Here is a 26061-nt window from a genome sequence, read left to right on the forward strand (position 1 = left end):
ACTGAAAGGGACTTTTTCGATATCATGTCAAGGTTTTAAACCTCGGGAAGAATGATGTTTCCCTTTAGCAAAACGTAGATAATAATACACAAGAACAGGAAGCGCGAAAATCTGAAACAGAAAGACGAATAATGATAAGATGCCTTCAAGGTGATTGCTGTTGGCTTTTACAAAAATGTTCTGTTGTAGCGGGCCGCCGGAAAAAGGACAATATCCATGAGATTCCATCCCAGATGTAATCCGATCGGAAGATATAAAGACCTGGTCTGTGCAAAAGAATAGGCAAGCATGAAACCAAAAATAGCGGTCATAAAGAATATAATGGCCATCTGGAGAGGATTTCCAAAAGCACTGAAAGAAAACCAATGGTAGATTCCGAAACAAAACGCAGAGAGAAAACAGGCTTTTTTTACTCCCCATTTTTCCATGACCAGATAAAGCAGGGCACCCCGGAAGAGTAATTCTTCAAACAGCACAGATTTGATCGTCCACCAGATACCCGCCAATACCTGAAACCCTGTGATTGGTTTCCTGATCACCCAGTAATTATTAGCAAAAAGTGTAGACATTAGTTGGTAGATAATATAAATAGCTGCAGCCATCAGAAAGCCAAACCAAAAATGAAGCTGCCTGCTTTTAGTACTATGAAATCCTAAAACAGAAAGATCTTTTTTAAGCGTAAAACGAAGGATGAGCCAGGAAAAGAATAGCTCTACTATAATTCCAATCATGAGGTTAATCGTTTTTAATGAATGAATCATCCTCATTATTCATCTTTTCATTGTAAGCTAATTTACAAAAAAGATGAATGTGGGGAAAAGTAACGATCATTCACATGAAGTCTTAAACACAAAAACCTTTGCAAATTACCTGTTCATACACTATCTTTAAACTTCAATCATACAATAAAAATAATGAACGAAAGCTGGATGCAACAATGGGAAGAAGTGAAGGGTAAATTTGAATCTCCCGTAGATCTTGAAACGTATTTTACTTCTGAAGAAATTATGGATCAAAAAATGGAAGTGATGGCCATCGGAGATGTTTCTTTACCTTCAGGAAAAGTGATTGTCAGAGATCCTCTTGTTTATCTTAATAAAAAGGAACAGCCTTATTTCACCGAAGTACCCAAAGGAAACTTTCCCGTATCCATTGCCGTGGTAAAACTGCAAGACTGGGGAGATCGGTATGCTGCGGTGAAAGTAGAATTTACCAAGGAAAAGCCGGTGATGTACAGAGAAGCATTAATCGGGATTGAAAATCTTGAAGATACCAATGAAGGAGAGTTTTTTGGATTCAATGTGGATGCCGGTTTAGCTTGTATTACCGACCCGGAAGTTGTTCCTTTTGTAGATAGGTTTATCGAAGAGCTGGATGTAGACAATATTTATGATGATTATTTTGCCGGGCTGTTTGCAGAAAGCTATAAAGAAAATCCGAAAAACCAAAGAGATCTTGGAGACTGGATCAACTGGAAGGTTCCCAATACAGAATATCATATTCCTATTTTTGCCAGTGGGGTGGGAGATGGTGTATATCCTGTTTACTTTGCCTATGATCAGGAAGAAAGAATATGCGGTGTCTATATCCACTTTATCGATATAGAATTAGAATTATCTTACGAAGACGAGGAAGATGAAGATGACGAAGCTTTAGATCTGTCAGATGATTATGTTTCTTTAAAATAACTGACTTCAATGAATAAAACTTTTGCTGATCAGGTCATTGCATTCAATGAAAACCTCACGTACACAGGAGACCTTCCTGAAGGTTTTGAAGTCCTGAATCCGTATCTGGATAATCCGGAAACAATGGTGGTCATGCAAAAGTTTTATCATAAGTACTATAATGATTCCAGTAAAAGGAAGTTTATGATCGGAATCAATCCCAGCCGTCATGGCGCCGGCGTCACAGGAGTTCCGTTTACCGACACCAAAAGACTGGAAAGTGTATGTGGCATACAAATGAAGTCTGCCCGCACCCACGAAGTTTCTTCAGTGTTTATGTATGATATGATTGCGGACTATGGAGGAGCAGAAGATTTTTACAAAAACATTTATATCAATTCTCCTTTTCCTTTGGCTATTGTAAGAAAAACAAAAACCGGATGGCTGAATGCAAATTATTATGATGACAAAAAGCTCTTTGAGTCCGTCAAAGGTTTTATGATTGATTCACTGAAGAAACACATCAGCCTTAATCTGGATACTTCCGAAGTCTTTATTCTGGGCAAAAAGAATGCGGATTTTATTTCTAAACTGAATCAAGAGGCAAAATTGTTTGATAAAATGACCGTTCTGGAGCATCCCCGATATATACAGCAATATAAATCAAAAGAAAAGCAATTGTACATTGATAAATATATGCTGGCACTGAAAAAATAAAAATCCCTCAATCATTTCAGATCAAGGGAATTCCCATTCATGTATTAGAATCTTATCGGGACTGTGACTTGTGAAAATTTTATTTCTTAATAATTTTACTGGATTCTGTTGGTGTTTTTATCAGATAAACTCCTTTCGGTAAGTCTGAAATGTCCAGATCATTTACTCCTTTTTTAATCTGTACACTTTGTAGCAGTTTTCCTTCCAGGCTATAAATCTGAGCTTCAGAATTTTTCTCTGTTCTGATCGATAGTGGCCCTGTGGTTGGGTTTGGGTAGATACTTACCTCTTTTACTACGGCCTTTGTTTCGGAAGTTCCCAGGACTATATTACTGTCTTTTACCCAGGTAAAGGCATCAAAACCGACATATCTGAATCCCCCGTTAGCTGTTATCTGTAATTCATCAATAACGATATTGGAATAATTCTGACCATTTAAATTCGTCATGTCAATCAGTGTATATCCATTTGTAGCTCCCAGGGATGTAGCGAAGCCGGTTGTTTTTGTCTGTGTAAACTTAGTTACACCACTCAGCTTTCCTGTGATAGTCAAACTTCCCACTACATTGAGCTGTAGGGTAAGATCTGAAAGATACATCCAGAATCTGTTTACTTTAAATAAGTTAGAAGTTGTTTTGATACTGAATGATGGTGGAGAGGCCGTGTTGTTGGAATTATCAATATATCTGTTGTCCACTGCTGTTCCGGACCATCCTGTTCCCGGGAAATTGGACTGAATATCAAACACACTGACATGTGAAATGACATTAAAAATAACTCCGTTATCCGTAAAACTCGTGCTTCCGTTTGATTCGGTTTCAAAAGTTTCTGTACTGGTCTGCCCGAATGAGAAAATTGAAATGAGCAGACTACAGATCGTTAAAAAAGTAGTGCTTTTCATGATTTTATATTTTAAAGTTTTCAGGAAAAAGCTGTATAGGTTGAATACTAAGCTTTTATAAAGATTATCAAAGATAGTCAGGTAACGATTTGGTAACAGTGCTTACTGCTTTGCTTTTCAACGTCTTTCCGTTAGCTCAAGGCAAATATACAAAAATAGAAGGATAGGAAAATTAAAACCTATCCTTTATTTATCGCTCTTAAATATTTTTGATTCTTATGAATCCTACTAGAATAAAACATTAATTTCCTGATATCCCATTAACAAAAGTATCTACGAATCCAATGATTTTATTTAGAATACGATCTCCGATTTCCTTAGATTTTAATACACTTGGTCTTCCTTCTTTCCGTAAATCTAAAATTTCTTTTCGCAAAGGTTCACGTTCTGTAAACAAATAATTTTCTATCAGTCTTTCTGTTTTTTCTTCGGAAAGATTTTCTGTTTTGACTAGTTCCTGAAGTGCTTTTTCTTGCTCTACATTCCAGAATTTTTCAAACTCTTCTGGAATGGCATCCGTATCTTCGATATGTGGTAAACTTTCCTGAATAAATTTTTCAATCAATTCTCTTTTACTTCTTAATGAGACCTCGGTGTTCAGTAAATTGAATATATCTTTTTCAATACTTTCTTTGTCTTTCGCACTATGTTTCGACTTGAATTTAATCAATAACTGAAGTATGTAAGTTACATTGATTGTATCACGCCTAATCAATTCCAATTCAAAATCTATATCATTAAGAATAGACGCTTTTTTAGACGGATCAGTAGGATCGAGTTTTTCCTTTAAATCCAGATATTTACTGGTATAATCGGCAAAAAGTTGTTCCTCCATCTGTAAATCATCCCAAGTAAATTCTGTGTAATGGCTCATTTTTTTGTGCAAACGCATCATGGCACGGAAAGCCAAAATAAATTGTAGCTGATCTTCTTCCGAATATAAACCGTCAACAGATACTACTTGTGGAACGATTTCTAATAATTTCTGCGTGGCTTCGTTAAACTTTTCTACATACGCTTCGTATGGTTCTACAATAATCTCATCAATTGCTTCTTTGTTGCTGAATAAAGCGATGGCTTCGTCTGTCTTGTCTTTTAGGTTTCGGAAACATACAATATTTCCCTGTGTTTTATTCTTATCCAGAATACGATTGGTACGGCTAAATGCTTGTATCAATCCATGATATTTCAGATTTTTATCAACGTATAAGGTGTTTAAATACTTACTATCAAATCCTGTCAAAAACATATTGGCTACCAACAAAATATCCGTCTCGTTTTGCTTTGATTTTTTGGCTACCGCATTGTAATAGTTGTAAAATCCTTCGGTATCTTTTACGTTCTGTTTCTCTCCAAATAATTCATTAAAGTCTTGTACATACGTTTCTAATAATTCTCTACGATGAGGTTTGTAGCCGTAAACTGCTTGTGGTTCAGCAACCATTCCTAATTGGGAATAAACAGCATCTTCCATTTCCTCTTCATTCTGAGCAAAGCTAAAAATAGTCGCTATTTTTAAATCGTGCTGTTCCTCTTGTTTTTTACGCTTGAAAATTTCATAGTATTGAATGACCGAATCAATATCCTGTACACACATCATTGCACAAAATTTCCTGTTTTGGGTTTTCTGATCGTGGTATTGAATGATGTAATCTACAATGGCTTCCTTTCGTTCAGGAGCTTCAAAAACTTCAGTTTCATTGATTTGCTCTACTTTTAAATCAATGATATGTTCTTTCTGTTTGAAAGTCTGAATGTATTCTACAGAAAACTTCAGTACATTCTCATCACGTATGGCATCTGTAATTACATATTTATGCAGACATTTTCCAAACAAGCTTGCGGTTGTTTTTTCTCCATCTGCATTCTCTGCCAAAATGGGAGTGCCTGTAAAGCCAAATAATTGAATATTGGTAAAATAATTGACGATGTTTTTGTGGGTATCACCAAATTGCGAACGATGGCATTCGTCAAAGATAAAAACCATCCTTTCGTGCTGAATGGATTTCATTTTTGATAAGTTTCTTCCTGAAATTGCATTATTTAGCTTTTGAATGGTGGTAACGATGATGCGAACATTCGGGTCGTTTAATTTACGAATGAGGTCATCCGTATTAGTAGCAGAACTTACCGAGCCCTTACTAAATTTATCATACTCTTGGTTGGTTTGATAATCCAGATCTTTTCTATCTACCACAAAAACCACTTTTTTGATAGCTGGAATTTTGGATAGAATCTGACTGGCTTTGAAACTGGTTAAGGTTTTTCCACTTCCAGTTGTATGCCAGATGTAGCCATTTTTTTCGATGTTATAGCCATTCAGAATTTCGTTTTCTTTTACCTTTTTGATAATACTTTCTACCGCATAATACTGATATGGACGAAGTACCATCAGACGTTTATCAGTTTCATTCAGAACGATATACTTACAGATCATTTTACTGATATGACAAGGTTCTAAAAAAGAATCGGTAAAGCCGTTTAAAATATTATTTAATGGATTATTTTGTTCGTCTGTCCAATGAAACGTCTGAAGATATTCCTGCTTATGTGTTCCAAAATTACTGAAATATTTGGTATTTACACCGTTACTTATAACGAATAATTGTACAAAATGAAACAAACCCTTTCCAGCACCAAAGCTATGTTTTTGATAACGGTTGATTTGGTTGAATGCTTCTTTCATTTCCAAACCTCTTCGTTTCAGCTCGATTTGCACTAAAGGCAATCCATTCACCAGTAAGGTAACATCATAACGATTTTCATATTTCCCTTCTTGTGTAATTTGATTGGTTACCTGATATTCGTTCTGACACCAATGTTCTACATTGAGAAATTCAAAATACAGGTTATCACCATTATCCCGAATAATGTGATGTTTTTTTTCACGCAATACTTTGGCTTTTTCGAATACAGAACCTTTATTAAGTATATTCAATACTTTTTCAAATTCACTATCGCTAAATTGTATATGATTATGCTTTTCTAATTGTATTTTCAGGTTTGCCAGTAAAGCTATTTCATCAACAATAAAAGCGTATTTATATCCCAATTTCTGTAATTGGTCAATGAGTTGCTCTTCTAGAATTTGTTCGGACTGTTTGCTCAAAATAATTATGAATTAGGAGTTTATCTTATTTTTTTTACCTATGTACAAATTTAACAAAATATAATGTTCTCCTAATCCATAATCTAAAACTTATCTAAGAGCCTTAAACATCTGCTCAATAGCTTTCTTCTTTTGTTCCATATTAGGATGTACATAAAGATTTAACGTAGTGCTGATGTTGGAATGCCCTAATAGTACACTTACCGTTTTATAATCGCAATTACTTTCAATACATCGGGTTGCGAAACTATGTCTTAACCCGTGAAATTTAAGTTCAGGCATTTTTAATTCTTTCATTAAATTTTTGTAATAGCTTCTGTAGGTTCTGGGTTCAGTTGGTTTAGCATCGTTTGTCAATACAAAAAATAAAGGATTCACAATCTTTTTAAATGGTTTCAATATTCTTAATAAATCCTTACTTATCGGAATTTCACGAATAGAATTTTTAGTTTTAGGGGTATCCAGAATCAATTCCGTTCTACGAGTTCCATCTTCTATCATATAAATACGCTGGATGGTTCTGTTAACACTGATAATTCCGTTATCGGTATCAATATCTTCCCAAGTTAATGCACATACTTCCCCAATACGCATTCCTGCACTTAAACATATATATACACCTAAATTCCTAAATGTAAAATGCTCTTGTATATAGTTCATTATTTTTTTCTGATCAGTCTTGGTAAGCACTTCAATATTGTGCTTTTCTCGTTCAGTAGGAAACTGAATATCAAAAGGGGTATATTTCAACCATTTGTTTTTAGCTCCAAATTTCAAAATCATTTTCAGAACAATTAAAATATCCTTAATTGTTTTATGACTTAAGCCTGTTTCCAACTTTTGAAAAACAAAGCTTTGGACATCAGCTTCTTCAATCGCAATTTTATTACCGAAATTAGGCAGTAGATGATTTTCAATCAATAGCGTATAAGCTGAGAAACTTGACTTTTTTACATACTGTTTTTTGTCTATTTTCCATAGATCGATAACTTCTGAGAGTTGTTTTTGTTCATTCATTATAATTTAATTTTTTAAAATCTCAAAGGAAAGAAATTAAGGACACTTTATCCCCCAGATGGATTTGGAACTAAGGTTCCTAATTTGAGATTTCCTGAATTTACTGAGGAATGGGAAACTAAGAAGTTGGGAGATATTGCTACGTTTTCAAAGGGAAAGGGAATTTCTAAAAGTGATATAGAAGAAAATGGAATTATTGAATGTATAAGATATGGCGAACTCTATACACATTACAGAGAAGTTATCAATGAAATAAAATCCAAGACTAATGTAAATACATCGACTTTAGTCTTAAGTGAAATGAATGACGTCATAATTCCTGCTTCTGGCGAAACAACAATCGATATTGCAACAGCTTCCTGTGTCTTGAAATCTGGGATTGCACTAGGAGGTGATTTGAATATCATTAAGACTAAGAATAATGGAATCTTTTTGTCTTATTATCTAAACAGTAAAAAGAAAATGGAAATAGCTAATTTAGCACAAGGTATTTCCGTAGTACATTTATATTCAAGTCAACTAGCTTCTCTTTCTTTAAGTCTACCAAAGCTTAATGAGCAAAATAGAATTTCTTCATTTTTGGCTTTACTTGACGAAAGAATCCAAACCCAAAACAAAATAATTGAGGAGCTGAAGTTATTAAAGATTACGATTAGTAAGAAATTATTCTCACGTCAATTGAGATTTAAAAATGGAAACAATAAAAATTATATAGATTGGAATACTAAAAAGTTGGGAGAGGTTACAACTCTTATAAATAAGAGAAATAAAAATAACGAAAAGCTTCCTGTTTATTCTATAAATAACAAATTAGGATTCGTTCCGCAAAGTGAGCAATTCGAGGGAGTTGATAGCGAAGATAGAGGCTACGATATTAAATTATACAAAATAATTGACAAGAACACCTTTGCCTATAATCCAGCAAGAATTAATGTGGGATCTATTGGCTATAGTGAAAACTTAGAGAATATTATTATCAGTTCATTGTATGTTTGTTTTAAAACAGATAACATCGTAAATGATAACTTTCTATATCAATATCTAAAGACAGATTTTTTTAATAGAGAAGTTTTAAAAAATGTTGAAGGAGGAGTAAGAGATTATCTTTTCTATGACAATTTTGCGAGAATTAAATTTGATTTACCTTGTATTGAAGAGCAAAAAAAGATTGCTGATTACCTTTCATCTATAGATTCAAAGATTGATATTGAAAGCCAACTATTGCATAAATTTGAAGAACAAAGAGATACTTGTTAGCTAATTTATTTATATAAATAAATTAGCTAACAAGTATTGTTTCTGCTTAAGTAATAGCGTATGAATTTCAAATTCAGTTTTTATTTTATCGTCAATACTTGATAGAAAATCTGCAACATATGTTTGTTGAACATAATTTGGTAATTGCATTTCCATAGGCTCAATTTCTGATATATAATGCCGTTTGTGTTCATTTGATGATAGATTTAAAAATGACAAATACTCAAATATAAATTTTAGGTTAACATTTGGTTTCGCTGTCAGTATTTTAATTGCTGAAGATTTTACTTTGAATATAAAATTAACAAACTTTATATCCATTGTAAAATCATCGAAAATGATACATTGACCTTTGTCATAAATACCAAATTCTTCATCGGTATATCCTAATACAAAAGCTTTATTTGCAGTTAGAACTGGAATTAGCGAAATATCAGATGAATAATCTGTATTTGTAACCAAATATTTAGTTGGCTGTTCATAGTTTAAAGTATCCTTAACTTGAACATATTCATTTTCTTGATTAAGAATTTGTTCGTATAGTTGATTGCGAAGCGTAATCACATAGGAAATAAAATCCCTAATTAAAGGGCTTTGTCAGAAACTAATTCTAAATCAAGTACCAAATAAGAAAATAAATAATTGTGTTTCTTGCTATTCATCATCATTAACAGAATCTGATGTAATTGATAAAAATGGAATTTACCCAGTTTATGGAGCTACAGGTGTTATTGCATTTACGGAAAATTCTCAAATTAATGAAGATGCGATTTTAATAATAAAAGATGGTTCTGGAGTTGGAAAGGTTCAATACGCATCGGATAAGTTTTCGGTTATTGGTACTTTGAACTATCTAACTGTAAAACCAGATGTTAATTTGAAGTATATTTTTTTCTGTTTAAAATTCTTCAACTTTGAGAAATACAAAGTTGGCTCTGGGATTCCGCATATCTATTTCAAAGATTATGGAGAATCATTAATTTTTTGCCCATTGTCTATTTCGGAGATGCTGGGGCAGGGATTTCGGAGTCATTGGGCCAATTATTTCGCTAGTCATTGGGGCACTTTCCGATTACAATAATATACAATTTGATTAAGATTCCAATTTCTTTTTTCTACGATAGGATTCACCTGTCAATTCTACTCTATGTGAGGAGAATGTTACCCTGTCAAGTATAGCATCAGCAATCGTACTTTCACCGATTAGTCCATGCCATTTTTCTACGGGGATCTGAGTAGCTATTATTAATGAGGCGCTATTATAACGATCTTCTATGATATCCAAAAGTGCTGTCCTTGCGTGCTGATCTATGGAAGTAAGTCCAAAGTCATCGAGTATTAGTAATTCTGCTCTTTCGATCTTTTTGAGTAACTTATGGTATGTGCCATCCAATCTGGCGATTTTCACCATATCAAAGAACCTGCCTGTATTGAGATAGAGCGTCTTATACAACATCTGACAGGCTTTAACTCCGATACACTGCGCAAGGAAGCTTTTTCCTGAACCGGCAGAGCCTGTTAATATTATGTTTTCTTTACGGTTTATAAACCCCAGAGAAAGGAGTCTCTCAAACATATTTCTGTCAAGGTTTCTGGAAGGGTTGTAATCAATGTCAGTGGCAGCAGCTTTTTCCTTGAATGAAGCCCTGTAGATCAGATTATCAATATTCTTATTCTGTCTAGCTTCCCATTCTGCATCGATAATGGTCGCTAGGAAGTCATCCAGGCTCATTTCACGATAAAGATTATCACTCAGACTACTTCGATAAAGCTCGGCCATGGTGATCATACGCATCTTGCGCATTTTTTCGATTGTTGTGTTCTCATTCATATTATCATTTTTAATGTTGTTTACTATCTGTAAATCGAGGTGTCCCGTAGATTTTCATGCTCAGGGATATGGAAGGTCTGTTGTACTTCCTCTTCTAGAGTGTCAAGTTTATTTTTAAGGATATTGACTATCGTTTGGTAAGATGATTTATGATGGAAAAGACCTCTTTTACAGGCGTTTTCAACGCGGGAAACGCTATGGGTTTTCACAAGAGCAAGTATTCCCTGTGCCTGTTTATACCCTAGTTCAGGGTAGCTATACTGTGCAATTAGTTGGCGGATATATTGTTGTGCAGATGGTCCAACAGCTTCGGCCCGCTGTTCAAAGTACATCGGACTCCAGTGGTTATAAACCTGATGTGAAGAAGGCATATGATCTGCGATGGTGGCATAGTTACCCGGTCGAAAGCACCGCTGATGCTTTGCTATACGCTGAAAGTTATAAAAGACCTCAACAGTGTCATTGTTATATTGAACTTCTACATGATGGCCAATATAACGGTGAGGTACACTATAGTAGTTTCTATCAGCATTGAGATATATATGTGATATCTTCTGCACTTTTGCTCGTCTAAAGTACCGCAAGTTATAGGTTGATAAAGGTAACGGGGTTAGGTGTTCTTTTTCCATATCAATAAATTGGCTCCTCCTAGTGGAGCCTCCATGTGAGAACAAATAATCATTATATAACACCAACTGTTCTGCTATGGCTACATTAAGTTCTTTCAAACTAAAGAAGGTCTGTTTGTCCAGTGGGTAAAAGATACGCTGGTAGACCAATGTTACACTACGTTCTACAAGAGCTTTATCTTGTGGGTGATATGGGCGGGCAGGATCTACTACACAACTATGAAAGAGTGCAAAGTCGGCAAGTGTTTTATTGATTTCTGGGGCATATTTGGAGCCTTTACTCACGGCTGATTTAAGATTGTCAGATACAATAGCCTGCGGCACGCCACCAGACCACTGCAAACAGCTATTAAGGCAATCGATAAAATCTTCACGTTTTTGGCTTGCAACGGCTTTTACAAACGTATATTGACTGCAGGGATAGACGGCAACGAAGATTTCGACAGGGATAACCTCTCCTGTACCTCTATCAACATAGGACATCTTTTTGCCTGTAAAGTCTACGAAAAGTTTTTCACCCGCTTTATGATCCAGTTTCCCCGAAGCTTTGATCTTGCCTCTCCACTTTCTGTAATGGGTGGTAAATTGGGTATAGCGGTAACCATCAGGATATTCAAGTAGGTAATTTTGCCATAACGTCTGCAAGGTGGCCCCAGGGCGCTTAAGCTCTTGCTGTATCTTACTGAACTGAGATGACAGGTGTTCATATCGCATCTTTTCGGTTTGGTCATCCTGGGTAAAAAGATCATGAAGATTTGCATCATCCATAGCTAGAAGTTCAGCATGATCTAATTCTAGTACTTTAAACCGCTTAATATAGCTGTCCACCGTTTTACGGTTGATGTTCATTATCTGGGCAACCTTACGGTTACTAAGTCCTTTTTTCTTTAGAAGGATAAGTGTTCTGAGTTCCATTTTGTCTTTCCGTTGTCCTGCCATGCTGTGATCATATGATTATACAACAGCAACTTAAGCAGTTTAATGGAAAGTGGCCCAACGACCTCCGAATTTAAGAAGATTATTTGGCCCATTGACCTCCGAAATAATTGGCAAATCAAACCGAATCAACTGGCCCATTGACCTCCGTTATAGACACCCATCACTTGATGAACAAGGTAATATTGAGAAATTACTATCATCACTTGATGAGAAAATAAATATTGAAAAGACGTTATTAAAAAAATATGAAATACAAAAAAGAACCTTTTACAGAACTTGTTTATATAAATAGGCTCTGTAACAGATATTGTTTTTGACAATGGTATTTATCTAAAATATTTTTTCTGTTTGAATTTTTGTTTCAATAACAGAAAGAAAATTGGCAATGGTAGTTTGCTCATCTAAACAAGGAGATTTGATAGGCATAGATTGAAACATTGGCAATCGTAATGACTTTACAGTAGAACCAACTGCTTTTGATTGTAAATATTTATCATCATTAAGTAAATGGTAATATAAATATTTTCCATTTATTCCTCTGAAATCAAAAATCGCATATGTTCGTTGATGAAGATCAAATTTTCCTATAAAATATTTAGGGATAAATTCTTGCCCTTCTCCTGGAACAATTACTGCTTCTTTATCAAACAAAAATCTACTACTTGTTCTAATATCTTGTGACCTGTCAAAAAACGTATATTCTCCATTTAAAATAGAATCTTCTCGATTAGAAGAACCAGTTGTAATGGTTGATATTTCGCCTAACTTCTTCACCTCCCATTTCTCTGTGAATTTCTTAAACCTAATTTTCTGCGAATATATTTTTTCACTTAGCCCTTTAATTAAGGTTTCTAATTGTTCAATTATTTTGTTTTGGGTTTGAATACGTTCATCCATCAAACTCAATAAAATAGTGATTCTTTCTTGCTCATTTACGGAGGGAAATGATAATTCTATTTTTGAAATCCTTCCAGTATTGATACTTAAAACCTTCGACCCTTGGGATTCTTTTTGAATTTGGGTTCTGACAGAATTGGATTTGAATAAATAACCATTAAAGCCCAAGTGGAAAATACTTGATTTTGGTCTTCCTAATAAGGTGTGTAAACCTGATAATAATTTTTCGCTATTGACATTTATAATTTCGATACTTTTTCCCACATCATTCAAATCTTCTGAAGCATCAGCAAAAATTACATCTCCTTCTTTGCAATAATTTTCATCAGAAATCCTGTCAAGATTTATTTCTTCATTTATGAAAGGGACTACTTCCTTAGTAGTGTCAAATAAGGTTTGAAATTTAGTGTGAATATCTCCGTAATGGATATTTTTTACCGTACCGACTTCGTAATTTAAATTTTCACGAGAAAAGGAGTTGGTTACTTTAAAGTGCATCACTTCCCCCAACTTCTTAGTTTCCCATTCCTCAGTAAATTCAGGAAATCTCAAATTAGGAACGTTACCTACTTTTAATTTTTTATTTATCATCTCGATGATTCAATTTTCGTTAGTAAAAACATTAAGGATGTAAAAAATTAAAAAACAAGTCCCAATTCTTTGAAGTACACATCAATCTCTTTGTCCAGTTGCGCTCGTTTTGCTTCTAAAGATTTGATTTCCTGCATTACGGATTGAATATCGATTTCTTCTTCGGCTTCAAATGTATCTACGTAGCGAGGAATGTTGAGGTTATAGTCATTCTCTTCAACTTCTTTTAGGGTAGCTAAGTGACTGTATTTTTCAATAGTCGTTCTGTTACGGTAGGTTTCAACAATCTTATCGATATGTTCTTCCCGTAACATATTTTGGTTCTTAACTTTCTCGAATTCTTTACTGGCATCAATAAATAAGATATTGTCAGGATCTTCCTTACACTTTTTAAATACCAGAATACAAGTTGGTATACTTGTTCCGTAGAAAATATTGGCAGGTAAGCCTATGACCGCATCCAAATAATTTTTCTGTTCAATCAGGTATTTACGAATATGCAGTTCTGATGCTCCACGGAACAACACACCATGAGGCAGAACAATAGCCATTGTTCCATTCTCTGCCAAATGATAAATCATGTGTTGCACAAATGCAAAGTCAGCTTTGCTTGAAGGAGCTAATTTTCCATATTGGCTAAAACGGTCATCATTTAAAAATAATGGATTGGCACTCCATTTCGCTGAAAAAGGAGGATTTGCGACAATTGCTTCAAATGGCATATCGTTTAAATGCTGTGGATGTTCTAGTGTATCCTCTTGTTTTATATCGAACTGACGATAATGCACTCCATGCAAGATCATATTCATGCGAGCAAGATTGTACGTTGTACGGTTCATTTCTTGTCCGTAGAAATTATTGACATCTTTTACTTCTCTTGCAACACGTAATAGTAATGATCCTGAACCACAAGTTGGGTCATATACCGATTTTAAACGATTTTTACCTGTTGTAACAATTTTTGCAAGAATTTTGGATACTTCTTGAGGCGTATAAAACTCTCCCGCTTTTTTTCCTGCACCGCTGGCAAACTGACCGATCAAATACTCATAAGCATCTCCTAAAACATCCAATTCTGTATCATTCAATTTGAAGTCAATTTCATCGAGATGCTTTAGAACTTTTACAATAAGTGTATTTCTAGCATCAGCAGTTCTACCCAGATTATTACTATTCAAATCCATATCAGAGAACAAGTCCTCAAAGTCTTCTTCACTTTGTGTTCCCATTGTACTGAGCTGGATATTGGTCAGGATTTTTTGTAAATCTTCAAGGATGAAATTGTTATCACCTCTTTTGGTAATTTCGCTAAATAGTTCAGAAGGCTTTAAAAAATAACCCAATGTTTCCAGAGCTTCTTCTCGAATAGCTCCAATATATTCTAAACCTTTAGGCGTATCTTCTTTGATATCTCTGAATTGGATTTGATCTTCTTCCAAAATGGAATTCGCATAGATTTCCATTTTTTCAGCCAAATACTTATAAAAAATAAATCCCAAAATATAATCTCGGAATTCATCTGCATTCATTTTTCCACGTAACGTATTGGCTATATTCCAGAGCTGTTGCTCTAATATTTTCTTCTGTTCTTCTGACATTGAAATAAGCGTTATTTGATTAGGGATTTTTAATCCTTAAGAATCCACTAAAATAGTAAACTTTTAGCTACTAAACATTATGTAGGCTGTAAAAAAGGTGGTTGTTTGAATAGATAAATTTGGTCTAGAAAATTTTAAAAATTCGTTTATTACAAGTAATACTAGGAGAAGTCATCTATTTCTTTCTATAATAATTTAAAGAACTTTTTTTTTCTTTCATTTTATTCATCTGTTTTTGACAAGGCTATCTTAGAAGTATTCGTTTACAAATCTTTATCCATATATTCTTCTAAAGAAGATTTCAGTTGGTCTAAAAATGCGGTTCGGGAACCTGCACGATATTTCATTCGATGGAAAGAATGATGCAAATCTCCTAAAGAAATCTGAAACATTCTTTCTAAAGCCAAACTGATTTTGCGTATTCCTATTTTACCATCAGAAAGAGAGCTATTTGCGTAAAGAGCATAAATCAGTTCTATCAAGGCATTTTTGGTATCCGTCCAAAGGATGCTATCAGATATATCCCTCGCAGAAAAATCTGCCATTTCATCATCATTGATTTTTTGGAGAATGTAGGTATAGAGTAGTTCATTGGCTATTATCCGAGCCACTTTGTTATCATAATAAGTTGAAAACAGGGGGTCAATTTCAAATACAAAACTATTCAAACCATCGTGGAAATTAATATTACCTAATCTAAAGTAGGTTTCATCACGGTCGGTTCTTCCTGAACGGTAATATCTGTAAAAATCTGAATTGTAGATATGCTCCCTGTATTCCTGTTTTAATTCCTTCAACTGTTCCAAAAAATAACTCGCATACATTTTCCCTCCATCAACAGGGCAAGCTGTCTGTATGCGAAATATCTTATTGTGGTAAATAAGCTTGGAGAGAATATATGGCTTGATATTGCGAAAGAAATTGATCTCCTCCCAATGGTTTTTAAAACCTTGCTTTGTAATGTCTTCTCTTATTGACCATAAATATTCTTTTAGGTATATAGTCATTTGATATGCTTCATCAATAGTATTAGGTGCAGACAGCGAAATAGCATTTTCTTTTCGCTGTATCTCCGATATGATATGATTTAGTGAAGATGTCATTTAGTAAACTACTATTTGTTAGTTTTTTTCATATGAAGTATTTTGAAATACAAATAGTTAAAAAGTATTTATAGAAGCTATCCTCAAACAAGCCAAACTATTTACATAAAAAAAATCACTACTAACCGACAAAAAAATATAAGGAGCCATCTGTTCAGGTAGCTTCTTTTTTCATATTTTAGTTTTACTACACACTAAAAATATGAAGTGTTATCATGCCGGGAGTTTCCATAGGAAACAACTGTATTATCGGTTCTTTAAGCGTAGTAAGTTCTTCTGTTCCAGATAATTCGGATTATGTTGGAAGTCCCGCGAAATTCATTTGTACTATTGATGAATATGGCGAACGATTGCTGACGAACAATGTGATGTATCCGCGAGAATTGGAACAAAACCGAAAAGCACTCGAAGATTATCTCCAAAAAAATCTTCCGCACACCTACAAACCTGTGAAAAATTCTACTCCACGCCCTTAACGCCAATTTTCAACATTCTTAGCGACAGTTCGCGGAAATCTCCCAACGTATTGTAAGCCGCATCTTCACTCAAAACACCGTGTGGGAAACCGACTGGAAATTTATTTTCGTTCGCCGCTTCGAAATCTTTGCTCCATTCTTCGCTGTAGTAATAATTATAAAGTTTTTGGTAATTGGGTAGGTTCTCTTCCCATTTTTTCAATAGATTTTCCATTTCCTTGATCAACTGGTCGGTTTGGTTCAAGGCATTTTCCATCTCGGTGATTCTTTCAAGATCAATTTCCATTTCCATTAAAATTTGCTTCAAAAATAAAAATTTAAAAAAGACTAAACGTATATTTGATGAAAATTAAGTTTGCAAAGACGGTTTCCTTAGCATGAAAAAAAGAAAATCCTCGTCCGAATCGGTTCTCTGCGTCATGGCGGCGCAGAAAAAGTTTTGGCGACTTTTCTTAAAAAACTTCCGGACGATAAATACGAAATTGATCTTCTACTGAATTTGTATTCCGGAAAATATCTGAGTGAAATCCCAGATTGGATTAATGTTATTTACCTGAACAAAGGCGAGATGATTACCACCAACCGGCTTCAGGATATTCCGGTAAAAGCAATCCTTATCCGCACTTTCGGAATGCGGATTTCTTTGTTCTGAGCTCGAGATATGAAGGTTTTCCGACGGTTTTATTTGAAGCAATTACTTTAAAAAAGAAAATTATCGCCACCGAAGTTTCGGGAGTTAGCGAAATGCTGGAAAACGGAAAATTAGGACTTATTGTAGAAAATTCCGAACAGGGAATTTATGATGGAATGAAAAAAGCACTTGAAAATCCCGAATCTTTCGACAAATACCTGGAAAATATGAAAGGTTACCAAATGCCATTTACCCTCGAAAAATCTGTGCAACACATTCAAAAAATCATCGATAATCTTTAATTTTGTCTTATGCAAAGTAATCACACTAGTATCCAGAAGGATTTTTATAGGGAAAGCGGAAATTGGCTGTCTCCTTTGCAAATTTGGGCAAAATGCATCAATCCCAACTTGCATTTTATCTATATCTTACGGAAAACCCAGCATTATAGGAAAAACTCTGTATTAGGAATGTTTTGGCGATTAGTTTTAAGGCATCATCAAATTAAATACGGCTTCCAAATCTATCCGGAAACACAAATTGGAGAGGGTTTTTATTTGGGACATTGGGGAAACGTGGTGATCAACCCAAAAGCGAAAATTGGAAAAAACTGCAACATCGCACAAGGCGTATCGATTGCCCAAGCCAACCGTAGAAAAAATGAGGGCGTTCCTGTGATTGGTGACGAAGTGTGGATTGGTCCAAACGCGGTGTTGGTGGGAAAAATATCAATTGGCAACAATGTTCTGATCGCACCGAACGCTTATGTGAATTTCGATATTCCTGATCATTCTGTGGTTATCGGCAATCCCGCAAGCATCAGTAGCAATACCAATGCTACAATGGGATACATTAATAATAAAATTAAATCACTACTAACCGACAAAAAAAATATAAGGAGCCATCTGTTCAGGTAGCTCCTTTTTTCATATTTTAGTTTTACTACACACTAAAAATATGAGCCATAAAAATACAGAAAAGAATTTAGTCGGTCAGCCAATTTTCAAACAAATATTGCAATTTATCCCCCGCAACAAGTTTGATTTATTGGTTAACAAGCATCAATCAGACCGATATTATAAAACATTTGATTCGTGGACGCATTTGATGACGATGCTTTTCGGCATATTCAGCCGATGCGATTCTATGGGTGAAATATGCGATGGGATGCAAGGTTTGGCAGGGAAACTCAATTATTTGGGAATGGAAAAATCTCCCGCCAAGAGCACGGCAGGCGATGGGCTTCGGGGCAGGGACAATGAATTTTTCAAGGATGTCTATTTTATGTTATTGGAACATTTCAAGTCCGTTTTGTCGGTCAGCCGTATTGATAATGTTTCTTTTGCCAAGCTTTTTATCTTCGATTCCAGTACCATACGCTTGTTTTCAGACATTATGAAAGGAGTAGGCAGAAACCCCAAGAACGAAGGAAAGAAAAAAGGCGGACTGAAAGTACACATGATGACAGATGCCCACAGCGATACGCCTGAATTTGTGAAAATCAGCGAAGCTAAACTGCACGACAAAAATTTTCTTCAGTATTTGAATCTGGCAGCCCACAGCATGATTGTTTTTGACAGAGCTTACAATCATTACCTGCAATTTGCCCATTGGACGGAGCAACAAGTCAATTTTGTGTGCAGATTGAAGAAAAATGCGGTATATCAAGTAGAGGAAGAACTCTTCAGACAAGAGTTGCAAGACGGAGAATCCGGTGTTTTGCTGGAAGAGCACGTTCATCTCATTTACAAAGAAGACAATAAGCAAAAAACTTTATGCCTCAGAAAAGTAAACTACAGGGATGATAAAGGGCGGATTTTTGAGTTTATCACCAATAATTTTGAAATCAGCCGGGAAGAAGTCGCTTTTTTTGTACAAACTTCGTTGGAACATTGAACTATTGTTCAAAAAACTCAAACAAAACTTCCAGTTACATTATTTTTATTCCGAAACAGAAAACGGCATCAAAACCCAAATTTGGTGTACCCTGATTGCACAGCTACTGTTGCAAGTTCTACGTGTAAAATCAAAGAGCAAAAAGGCATTTTCTACCATTGCGGCACTCATCAGGATTCATTTAATCAGCCATCTGGAAATATTTTGGATGGTACAGAACAGCAGGAGAACTTACACGAAACAGAAAAAACGAAGAAAACCACCTTGGATACAGACAGAATTGTTCTGAAAAACAGAGAGGTGAGTTTTTGTATTCTTATAAAAACATATTGAAAAACAATGTTTTATGAAGGAATATTACTCATTTGTGTGTTTATCCGTTTGATAGTGAAAAAAATATAGTTTTACCTGTTGATACTTCTTTCTAAAATCACCTCTTTCAGAATATTTGTACCGTTAATTGCTGATGGAAAGCCTGAATATACTGTCATCAAAAGCATTATTTCTTTTATTTCTGTTTCGGTAAGTCCAATATTTAAACCTGCGTTGATGTGGAATTTTAGTTGTGGTTCTGCAGTCCCTAAAGCTGCAAGTGCTGAAATTGTTGCAATTTGGCGATATTTCTCACTTAAATTGTCTCTTGAAAAAATGTCTGCATAACCGTATTCCAATATGAATTTTACTAATTCGGGCGAAAACTCATTGTAAGTATTTTTCAATCTCTCTACTTGTGAACTATCCAATTTTGATAATTCTTTTTCTCCTAATTTTAATCTGTCTGTTTGGTTAGAAATGGTTGCCGATTTTCCGATTTCATCTTTTATTCCTTGCTTTTGTCTTTCTTCCAATACTTCTTTCAAAGCATTCATTCCGTTAATGGCACTCGGAAAGCCAGAATATACTGACATTTGCAAAATGACTTCTTTCAATTCGTTGATGGAACTTCCTGTATTTAAAGCTCCGTTGATGTGGACTTTTAATTGAGGTTTGGCATTTCCCATTGCTATTAATGAAGCCACAACTGCTATTTCTTTGGATTTTAAATCCAATCCTTCTCTGGCATAAATATCTCCGAAAGCGTATTCAATAATATATATTCCTAATTCAGGAGAAATATCTTTCAGGCTTTCAATTACTTTTTCACCTGCTTCTCCATCAATTTCCTTGAGTTTTTTCCAACCTCGCTCATATCTGTTTGATTGCATTTTATTTGTTATTTCGGTTTGACAAAATACTTCTATACTAAAGCCTAATAGTAATATGGAGATAAAGATGTGTTTCATTTCAAAAAATTAATTATTAGACGGTTTAATTCTTTAGGATTTTCTAAAGGGATATGATGTGCAGCATTCGGAATTATAAACATTTCACTATGTTTAATATTTTTCTTGATTTCTGTAGATACTTCCAGTGGGGTTGCAGTATCATCTTGTCCGCATAAGATGAGTGTAGGGCATAAAATATTAGGAAGCAATGCCGATACATTAGTTCTGTTTAAAACGGCGGTTTCAGTAGCAAGAGCCATAGCAACGGGATTTTGTCTCTGCATTATTGCTAATTCTTCTGCTTTATCTAAAGGGAAATGTTTGATAAAATGATTTGAAACAATATTTTTCTGAATCAATTCCATTCGGTTTTTAAAATCTATTACATTCCCGTTTCTGAATGTAATAACCATATCTTGCCAAAAAGGAATTCTATGTGTATATTCTGCTCTGGCACTTGTTCCTATGAGAATTAATTTAGACACTAATTCGGGATATTTAAATGCTAAACGCATAAAAACCATTCCTCCTTGAGATTGACCAATCAATATCACGCTATGCAGATTCTTTTTAAGTATGAATAATCGAAAATCTTCTACTATATCATCTAATGACCAACCATTTTCATCATAAGTTGACTTTCCGTGGGCAGGCATATCAAAGGAATAACAAGTGAATTTTTTATTGAGTTCTTCTATCTGATATTTGAAAATGGTATTATCTACAAAAAGCCCGTGGGCAAATATCACAGGGTTTCCTTTTCCTGATTGTTGATAGTGATATTCTGTTTTGTTAAGTGTAATATGAGGCATATGATTTGATTATTTGAAAGCTAAATAAAGTGCATAAGAGTCTTCTAAAATTTTGTAACTACATATTTTACCATCTTCAACAACGAACTCTATCATAAAATCACTGGAAATTTCTCGTTGTGTCGGAATCACAAAATGGGTAAAGTTTCCTATTGCAAATACTTTGTTTTCTTGCTCAAAATAATAGAGAATATTAAAATCTTTGGGCTGAAAATTTGCCTGAAAATTTTCAATAAACGAATTAATTTCTTCGATACCTTTTCTTTGACCAACGGTTGGAACGTTATCTGAACCTTTTACAGACCAAACAACTTCATTGCTCAACATTTCAAATACTTTTTCTTTGTCGCCTTTAAGAAAGTGGTCAAAGTAGGTTTTGATAATTTCAATGTTTGTTTTTTTCATTCCTTTTTAATTTTTAAGCAAAGGAACAACAACATTGAGGGACAGTGTTAGGACTTCTTTTCGTTTTTGTGGTACTTTTCCCGAAACTCGGCAGGAGAAAAATCGGTTTTCTTTTTGAAAATTCGTGAAAAATAGGAATTATCTTCAAATCCCAATTTAAAAGCAATTTCACTTGAGTTTAAAGAAGAGTATAACAATAATCTTTTTGCTTCGGTGATTTTTACATCTAATTGAAGTTGCTTTGCAGTAAATCCAGTTTCAGCTTTGCAAGTCTGATTGAAAATTTCAATAGTAACCCCTATTTTTTCGGCATATTGTTCGATTGTGAGGTTTTTATCTAAATTTTCACTGACCAATTTTTTAAATTTTGTAATCGTGTTATTTATTCTTGATGCTCTTGAATTGTTCAAAAGTGAAAATAAATAAGGAATTGCTGTTAGTTGATTTTTTCCTGACAACATTCGTTTAAAAATTTCTTCAATAAATTGCAAGTCGTCTTTTTGCAAGTCAACGAACGGAAATGAAAAATCAATATTTAAGTGTTTCGCAAATGGTTCATCAATAAGTAAAGTGTATCCGCAACTATCAGAAGAATAATTCCAATTGTGTACCTGTTTCGGATTGATTGCGAAAATTCTATTTGGCAAAATTTCGTGCTCGTCAAAATCAATTACGTTTATTCCGCTTCCTTTAGTAAACCAAACCAACGAATAAAAAGCGTGTCTGTGAGGCCATTCAATTTCAGGGTCAGGTGTGTCTTCAAAAACTCCAACATAATATTGGGTGAATTGTTTTACTTCTGGAATAATGTCTTTTATGGAATAAACTTTCATATTAAAATATAATAAATTACAATGTCATTTTTAAATCTTTATTCTCCGACAAACTCTTTCGTTGTCAAATGTTCGCCAAAATGATGAATAATCTCACTTAAAAAGTACGATTGTTGCGTTTGATTAAAAGCAGAAGTCGCATCTGAAATTACATACGTATTGTAACTTCTTTCGTGTCCGTCACGCAACGTACTTTCCACGCAAACGTGTGTAGCGTATCCAACCAAATAAATATTTTCTATTTTGTTGTTTCTCAAATAAGCATCCAAATTTGAGCCTGTAAAACCACTTGCACCGACACGACCTGTAACCACAAATTCGCCCTCAATTGGTTTCACGGTTTCATAAAATTGCGAACCAAATTCGTTTATCGGAAAAGTTCCGGCATTCGGAATTGCTTTTCGTAAGCCACTTTTTCCGTTGGCTAACTCGGGATAACCTTTCTCAAAACGCAATCCTACGTGAATGACAGGAATACCGTTTTTTCGAGCAAACGCAACAGCTTTTTCAATATTAGTAATCGAATTGAGCATTATTTTTTCGTCTTTTACCAATAATTTTCTCAATTTTCCGTCTATGTGCATCCATTCGTTTTGGGTTTCAATCAGAATAAGTGCCGATTTTTCTTTTGTTTGTGCTTGTAGAATGTTCATACTTAAAAATGTCAGGAAGATTAAAATTGATGTTCTCATAATTTTTCGCTTTTAAAATTTTAGATTTAATGGATTAGGAATATGTTCGTGCGAGATTTTTCCAACAGCTTTCCAACCATCAGGAAATTTGATAAATGAAAGATAATCGGCAATGACAATTTCTTTGTTTCTGAAAAATTCGGTTTTTACAACCGCTGTTTTTCTTGTAATTTCTAAAACTTTTATCGTGTATTCCAAATTCCGAACACCCGAATTAACTTGTTCTTCCGAATTTTTGTATTGCTCTACAACATTTATCCAATCATTCAGAAACAAACGGTTCAGCTTATCGTCTTTCGCTATCAAAATGGCAAAATCAGGATGAAAACCTTGTCGCATTGCTTCTGTATTCAATTCATTCAAAGCACCGTTTACAAAGGTTTTTTTACCATATTTTTTAGAATTTCTTCTTCTGACTGAACCCATATTTTTTGTTCTTTCAGCCAACTATCGTGAAGCCATTTTTCTGTAATTCGTTTCTGTTCGCTATTATTCCATTTTATTTTGCGTTCAAAAGTCATTACCGAGCCATCAAATCCGACAATTACCCAAGCATAATCTTTTTGGGAAGGACGATAACATTTGTATTTCATTCCAGCCAAAACAGTTTTTTGACCATTAACCAAAATTTCTTCGTCGTGTCGTTCTATCCAAAGATTTTTCAAATCATTTGCCAATGATTTATCCATTTTTAGAAGAAATTCTTTAGCAATTTTTTCAGTTTCAGCTTTGGAAATCATTTTTGTATCCGAATACTTTTTATTCATATTCGTAAAACCTAAAATTTGCTTGTCTTCTGAAATTAAAAACGAAAAATATTCCCCACCTAAACCTTTGTTTTCCTGTTTTTCAAAACGGAACAAATAAGCTGAAATATTATCTGCTTTCACTTTACTAACGGAATGAAAAAGATACTCTTTAGGAACTTCAACGAACTTTTTAAACTCATCTAAATAGACTTGTGTTTCTGTCAATGAAACGATTTTCAAGTCAGTCTTTTGTGCATTCACTTTTGTTGTCATCATAGAAATTGTTAGTGCGGTTAATACTACCGATAAAATTAAAACTGTCTTTTTCATGCTTTTATTGTTTTTAATTACCAATAATTGTAAATAATTTACAATTGCAAAATAAAGACGAATATTTTATATTTGCAACATTAATTGTAAATAATTTACAAAATGAGCAAATCAGAAAATAGTAAAGACTTGTCTTTTGACTTTGATTTTTTAGATAAATTAGTTGTTGGAATTGGGGAAGTTGCCCAAATAACAGGCATTCCGACAAGGCAAATACGTTATTGGGAAGAGAAAGGAATCATAGAAAGCCTAACCGAAGAAGAAGGTAAAAACAGACGATATAATTACGAGAACATCAAAAAAATGTTGCTCATAAAAGAACTAATGGAAGAAGGCTATACTTTAGATGCTTCTGCGGAAAAAGTAAAAAACGTATGGAGATGATTGAAGAAACCTTAAATAAGCTTAAAAACAAGTAATTCACATATAGTTTTTGAAAATAAATATTTTACAATCTCCTGCCTTTCTTGGTCTTTTTCTTCATCCGATTGGCAAACTGCTCTTCTTCGTAGTCCTCGCCTTGTGCATCAGGTAACAGGCTGAATAATCCTAAATCAGAATTAGGTGAATGTTCCTGTGAGATAAATTCAAATAGGTCTTTTGTCGGCAGGTTATCCATAGGGTTTGTTTTGGAAACAGAGTTATCCTGTATTTTCAATTCGGGTTTATTTCCGTTATTCCACCAATCATTGAATACATTAGCTGAAAGGTTTCTGTCTAATTGTGAGCCGTTCCAAACGGTTCGACTTTCGTGGTCAATAAAGGTCATACCGTAAATTCGTCCTTCACTATTACGTCTTACAACTGCATTAATACCCTGCTCGGTCAACTGCTTTTTAAAATCTGTTTCGTTGCTTGTGGTATGTATGGCAAGCTCCACCATATTTTTCAGAACAGACCTTACAGGCGTGGTTTTCATTTTCTCTTTGGACTGCTTAAAGTGTTTTTGCAGTTGTGCAACGCCTGTATCTTTCCCGAAAAGCGATGCTTTAAACGGATTACTTGCCTTATTTCCGTTCTCGTCCAATGCCACATACACCAACCCGTTTACAGGTTGTCCGTTCCGCTCGCCCTTGACTTCCTCCGCAGTGATATTGAAAAGTGATAGTAAAGCATTGTAACTACCCAAAGTTGAAAAAGTATAATACTTTGGTAGATGCCGTATTACCGAAGCAATCTGGCTTTTGATGTCGCCATTTTTATGATTTACAGGCTTGAAAACTTTATTCGTTTGTTTCTGCTCCTGGTCGGTAGCCTTTTGCAGATTGTGTTTTGTTTCCAAATCCCGACAAATAGTCATTGAGCGTGAATGGTCGTAATCATCGGAAATTTTCTTGCCGTCAATGCCCACGCAGGTCGAGACGATATGGATATGTGTGCGGTCAATGTCCGTATGCTTGAAAACTATGTAAGGTTGATTGCCGTAGCCCATACGCTCCATATACTCCTGAGCCATTTCGGTAAACTGTTCATCGCTGACCTTATCCGAAGGATCTGGGTTCAGTGAAATATGCCTTACTGTCTTTTCCGTTTTGATATTTGCCGATAAATACGGCTCAAAGCATTTATTAAAATAGGCTACAGAATATTTACCGTCCACCGTATCGGGTATCTTGTTTAGCAACAGAACCGCTCCATTTTCCTTATCTACTTTTTGTTGATTGTACAAAATCGCTCCGTACATATTGCTTCCCTTTCCGATTTTTGCAATCATAA

The 26061-nt window shown here is 34.6% G+C and carries 26 protein-coding genes and 3 pseudogenes; 10 read left to right on the top strand and 19 right to left on the bottom strand.

Translation table 11 applies throughout. The annotated features are described in order from the left end of the window. Positions 1-27: 27 nt before the first annotated feature. A pseudogene (locus H3Z85_10645) lies at positions 28-731 on the bottom strand (CPBP family intramembrane metalloprotease). 183 nt (positions 732-914) lie between these two features. On the opposite strand from H3Z85_10645, the gene H3Z85_10650 reads away from it, so the two are divergent. Further along, positions 915-1688 (top strand): DUF4241 domain-containing protein, encoded by a 774-nt coding sequence (locus tag H3Z85_10650; protein QPQ53726.1) that lies wholly within the window; start codon positions 915-917, stop codon positions 1686-1688. A 9-nt stretch (positions 1689-1697) separates the two neighbouring features. Further along, positions 1698-2384, top strand: a complete 687-nt coding sequence (locus tag H3Z85_10655; GenBank protein ID QPQ53727.1) for an SMUG2 DNA glycosylase family protein — start codon at positions 1698-1700, stop codon at positions 2382-2384. Between the two features lie 79 nt (positions 2385-2463). On the opposite strand, the gene H3Z85_10660 is transcribed toward H3Z85_10655, so the two are convergent. From H3Z85_10660 to H3Z85_10670, 3 genes are all read right to left on the bottom strand, one after another. Beyond that, complete coding sequence (locus H3Z85_10660) at positions 2464-3285, bottom strand: T9SS type A sorting domain-containing protein (GenBank protein ID QPQ53728.1); 822 nt, start codon at positions 3283-3285, stop codon at positions 2464-2466. Between the two features lie 241 nt (positions 3286-3526). Next, positions 3527-6394, bottom strand: coding sequence for a type I restriction endonuclease subunit R (locus H3Z85_10665; GenBank protein ID QPQ53729.1), 2868 nt, complete (start codon positions 6392-6394; stop codon positions 3527-3529). Positions 6395-6484: 90 nt separating this feature from the next. Then, a complete protein-coding gene (locus H3Z85_10670; protein QPQ53730.1) occupies positions 6485-7411 on the bottom strand; it encodes a site-specific integrase in 927 nt (308 codons plus the stop codon). A gap of 84 nt (positions 7412-7495) precedes the next feature. Here H3Z85_10670 and H3Z85_10675 point away from each other — a divergent pair, with 84 nt between their 5' ends. After that, complete coding sequence (locus H3Z85_10675) at positions 7496-8668, top strand: restriction endonuclease subunit S (GenBank protein QPQ53731.1); 1173 nt, start codon at positions 7496-7498, stop codon at positions 8666-8668. A 9-nt stretch (positions 8669-8677) separates the two neighbouring features. Here the strand turns inward: H3Z85_10675 and H3Z85_10680 are convergent, their stop codons facing one another. Beyond that, positions 8678-9232 (bottom strand): restriction endonuclease subunit S, encoded by a 555-nt coding sequence (locus H3Z85_10680; protein ID QPQ53732.1) that lies wholly within the window; start codon positions 9230-9232, stop codon positions 8678-8680. 7 nt (positions 9233-9239) lie between these two features. Between H3Z85_10680 and H3Z85_10685 the strand changes: the two genes are divergently transcribed. After that, the gene (locus H3Z85_10685; GenBank protein ID QPQ53874.1) at positions 9240-9749 is read left to right on the top strand and encodes a restriction endonuclease subunit S; all 510 of its coding nucleotides are present in this window, start codon (positions 9240-9242) and stop codon (positions 9747-9749) included. Positions 9750-9761: 12 nt separating this feature from the next. Here the strand turns inward: H3Z85_10685 and H3Z85_10690 are convergent, their stop codons facing one another. The 5 genes from H3Z85_10690 to H3Z85_10710 form a co-directional block, all read right to left on the bottom strand. After that, entirely contained in the window at positions 9762-10499 is a 738-nt protein-coding gene (locus H3Z85_10690; protein ID QPQ53733.1) for an ATP-binding protein, read from the bottom strand. A 23-nt stretch (positions 10500-10522) separates the two neighbouring features. Further along, positions 10523-12043, bottom strand: a complete 1521-nt coding sequence (locus H3Z85_10695) for an IS21 family transposase (protein ID QPQ53734.1) — start codon at positions 12041-12043, stop codon at positions 10523-10525. Positions 12044-12397: 354 nt separating this feature from the next. Beyond that, positions 12398-13555: a restriction endonuclease subunit S gene (locus H3Z85_10700; GenBank protein QPQ53735.1), complete on the bottom strand. Its 1158-nt coding sequence runs from the start codon at positions 13553-13555 to the stop codon at positions 12398-12400. 47 nt (positions 13556-13602) lie between these two features. Continuing rightward, positions 13603-15153, bottom strand: coding sequence for a type I restriction-modification system subunit M (locus H3Z85_10705; GenBank protein ID QPQ53736.1), 1551 nt, complete (start codon positions 15151-15153; stop codon positions 13603-13605). A 263-nt stretch (positions 15154-15416) separates the two neighbouring features. Next, a complete protein-coding gene (locus H3Z85_10710) occupies positions 15417-16256 on the bottom strand; it encodes an RteC domain-containing protein (GenBank protein QPQ53737.1) in 840 nt (279 codons plus the stop codon). A 215-nt stretch (positions 16257-16471) separates the two neighbouring features. On the opposite strand from H3Z85_10710, the gene H3Z85_10715 reads away from it, so the two are divergent. Next, positions 16472-16732, top strand: a complete 261-nt coding sequence (locus H3Z85_10715; protein ID QPQ53738.1) for a hypothetical protein — start codon at positions 16472-16474, stop codon at positions 16730-16732. On the opposite strand, the gene H3Z85_10720 is transcribed toward H3Z85_10715, so the two are convergent. Next, entirely contained in the window at positions 16716-17018 is a 303-nt protein-coding gene (locus H3Z85_10720; protein ID QPQ53739.1) for a DUF4298 domain-containing protein, read from the bottom strand. The two genes, H3Z85_10715 and H3Z85_10720, sit on opposite strands and share 17 nt — an antisense overlap. A 105-nt stretch (positions 17019-17123) precedes the next feature. Here H3Z85_10720 and H3Z85_10725 point away from each other — a divergent pair. The 4 genes and pseudogenes from H3Z85_10725 (at position 17124) to H3Z85_10740 (ending at position 19548) form a co-directional block, all read left to right on the top strand. Beyond that, a pseudogene (locus tag H3Z85_10725) lies at positions 17124-17665 on the top strand (glycosyltransferase). Positions 17666-17674: 9 nt separating this feature from the next. Then, positions 17675-18280, top strand: a complete 606-nt coding sequence (locus tag H3Z85_10730; protein QPQ53740.1) for a serine acetyltransferase — start codon at positions 17675-17677, stop codon at positions 18278-18280. 40 nt (positions 18281-18320) lie between these two features. Then, the gene (locus H3Z85_10735) at positions 18321-19259 is read left to right on the top strand and encodes an IS4 family transposase (protein QPQ53741.1); all 939 of its coding nucleotides are present in this window, start codon (positions 18321-18323) and stop codon (positions 19257-19259) included. Between the two features lie 4 nt (positions 19260-19263). Further along, the gene (locus H3Z85_10740; GenBank protein ID QPQ53742.1) at positions 19264-19548 is read left to right on the top strand and encodes a hypothetical protein; all 285 of its coding nucleotides are present in this window, start codon (positions 19264-19266) and stop codon (positions 19546-19548) included. A gap of 115 nt (positions 19549-19663) precedes the next feature. Here H3Z85_10740 and H3Z85_10745 read toward each other — a convergent pair whose 3' ends face one another. Genes H3Z85_10745 through H3Z85_10775 form a run of 7 tightly spaced genes read right to left on the bottom strand, consistent with a single transcriptional unit; the run spans position 19664 to position 24291 of the window. Beyond that, positions 19664-20542 (bottom strand): carboxymuconolactone decarboxylase family protein, encoded by an 879-nt coding sequence (locus H3Z85_10745; protein QPQ53743.1) that lies wholly within the window; start codon positions 20540-20542, stop codon positions 19664-19666. After that, positions 20539-21336, bottom strand: coding sequence for an alpha/beta hydrolase (locus tag H3Z85_10750; protein ID QPQ53744.1), 798 nt, complete (start codon positions 21334-21336; stop codon positions 20539-20541). Before H3Z85_10750 ends, H3Z85_10745 begins: the two co-directional genes overlap by 4 nt. Positions 21337-21345: 9 nt before the next feature. Then, positions 21346-21741 (bottom strand): nuclear transport factor 2 family protein, encoded by a 396-nt coding sequence (locus H3Z85_10755; protein QPQ53745.1) that lies wholly within the window; start codon positions 21739-21741, stop codon positions 21346-21348. Between the two features lie 47 nt (positions 21742-21788). Further along, positions 21789-22574: a helix-turn-helix domain-containing protein gene (locus tag H3Z85_10760; protein ID QPQ53746.1), complete on the bottom strand. Its 786-nt coding sequence runs from the start codon at positions 22572-22574 to the stop codon at positions 21789-21791. A 38-nt stretch (positions 22575-22612) separates the two neighbouring features. Then, a complete protein-coding gene (locus H3Z85_10765; GenBank protein QPQ53747.1) occupies positions 22613-23266 on the bottom strand; it encodes a cysteine hydrolase in 654 nt (217 codons plus the stop codon). Between the two features lie 12 nt (positions 23267-23278). Beyond that, positions 23279-23620 (bottom strand): nuclear transport factor 2 family protein, encoded by a 342-nt coding sequence (locus tag H3Z85_10770; GenBank protein ID QPQ53748.1) that lies wholly within the window; start codon positions 23618-23620, stop codon positions 23279-23281. 17 nt (positions 23621-23637) lie between these two features. Then, positions 23638-24291, bottom strand: coding sequence for a hypothetical protein (locus H3Z85_10775; protein ID QPQ53875.1), 654 nt, complete (start codon positions 24289-24291; stop codon positions 23638-23640). A 156-nt stretch (positions 24292-24447) separates the two neighbouring features. Between H3Z85_10775 and H3Z85_10780 the strand changes: the two are divergent. Then, positions 24448-24764, top strand: a pseudogene (locus H3Z85_10780) (MerR family transcriptional regulator). Between the two features lie 29 nt (positions 24765-24793). On the opposite strand, the gene H3Z85_10785 reads toward H3Z85_10780, so the two are convergent. Next, the gene (locus tag H3Z85_10785; protein QPQ53749.1) at positions 24794-26059 is read right to left on the bottom strand and encodes a relaxase/mobilization nuclease domain-containing protein; all 1266 of its coding nucleotides are present in this window, start codon (positions 26057-26059) and stop codon (positions 24794-24796) included. Between the last annotated feature and the right edge of the window lie 2 nt (positions 26060-26061).

The organism is Chryseobacterium indologenes (assembly GCA_016025055.1).
GTDB lineage: Bacteria > Bacteroidota > Bacteroidia > Flavobacteriales > Weeksellaceae > Chryseobacterium > Chryseobacterium indologenes.

Bases quoted from the DNA above. Each gene is read 5' to 3' on its own strand.
- H3Z85_10750 (QPQ53744.1), bottom strand. From the start codon at position 21,336: ATGCCTCATATTACACTTAACAAAACAGAATATCACTATCAACAATCA.
- H3Z85_10660 (QPQ53728.1), bottom strand. From the start codon at position 3,285: ATGAAAAGCACTACTTTTTTAACGATCTGTAGTCTGCTCATTTCAATT.
- H3Z85_10760 (QPQ53746.1), bottom strand. From the start codon at position 22,574: ATGAAAGTTTATTCCATAAAAGACATTATTCCAGAAGTAAAACAATTC.
- H3Z85_10655 (QPQ53727.1), top strand. From the start codon at position 1,698: ATGAATAAAACTTTTGCTGATCAGGTCATTGCATTCAATGAAAACCTC.
- H3Z85_10735 (QPQ53741.1), top strand. From the start codon at position 18,321: ATGAGCCATAAAAATACAGAAAAGAATTTAGTCGGTCAGCCAATTTTC.
- H3Z85_10785 (QPQ53749.1), bottom strand. From the start codon at position 26,059: ATGATTGCAAAAATCGGAAAGGGAAGCAATATGTACGGAGCGATTTTG.
- H3Z85_10755 (QPQ53745.1), bottom strand. From the start codon at position 21,741: ATGAAAAAAACAAACATTGAAATTATCAAAACCTACTTTGACCACTTT.
- H3Z85_10705 (QPQ53736.1), bottom strand. From the start codon at position 15,153: ATGTCAGAAGAACAGAAGAAAATATTAGAGCAACAGCTCTGGAATATA.
- H3Z85_10745 (QPQ53743.1), bottom strand. From the start codon at position 20,542: ATGAAACACATCTTTATCTCCATATTACTATTAGGCTTTAGTATAGAA.
- H3Z85_10695 (QPQ53734.1), bottom strand. From the start codon at position 12,043: ATGGAACTCAGAACACTTATCCTTCTAAAGAAAAAAGGACTTAGTAAC.
- H3Z85_10765 (QPQ53747.1), bottom strand. From the start codon at position 23,266: ATGAGAACATCAATTTTAATCTTCCTGACATTTTTAAGTATGAACATT.
- H3Z85_10690 (QPQ53733.1), bottom strand. From the start codon at position 10,499: ATGAATGAGAACACAACAATCGAAAAAATGCGCAAGATGCGTATGATC.
- H3Z85_10720 (QPQ53739.1), bottom strand. From the start codon at position 17,018: ATGGAAATTGATCTTGAAAGAATCACCGAGATGGAAAATGCCTTGAAC.
- H3Z85_10670 (QPQ53730.1), bottom strand. From the start codon at position 7,411: ATGAATGAACAAAAACAACTCTCAGAAGTTATCGATCTATGGAAAATA.
- H3Z85_10710 (QPQ53737.1), bottom strand. From the start codon at position 16,256: ATGACATCTTCACTAAATCATATCATATCGGAGATACAGCGAAAAGAA.
- H3Z85_10775 (QPQ53875.1), bottom strand. From the start codon at position 24,291: ATGATGACAACAAAAGTGAATGCACAAAAGACTGACTTGAAAATCGTT.
- H3Z85_10650 (QPQ53726.1), top strand. From the start codon at position 915: ATGAACGAAAGCTGGATGCAACAATGGGAAGAAGTGAAGGGTAAATTT.
- H3Z85_10700 (QPQ53735.1), bottom strand. From the start codon at position 13,555: ATGATAAATAAAAAATTAAAAGTAGGTAACGTTCCTAATTTGAGATTT.
- H3Z85_10715 (QPQ53738.1), top strand. From the start codon at position 16,472: ATGCCGGGAGTTTCCATAGGAAACAACTGTATTATCGGTTCTTTAAGC.
- H3Z85_10730 (QPQ53740.1), top strand. From the start codon at position 17,675: ATGCAAAGTAATCACACTAGTATCCAGAAGGATTTTTATAGGGAAAGC.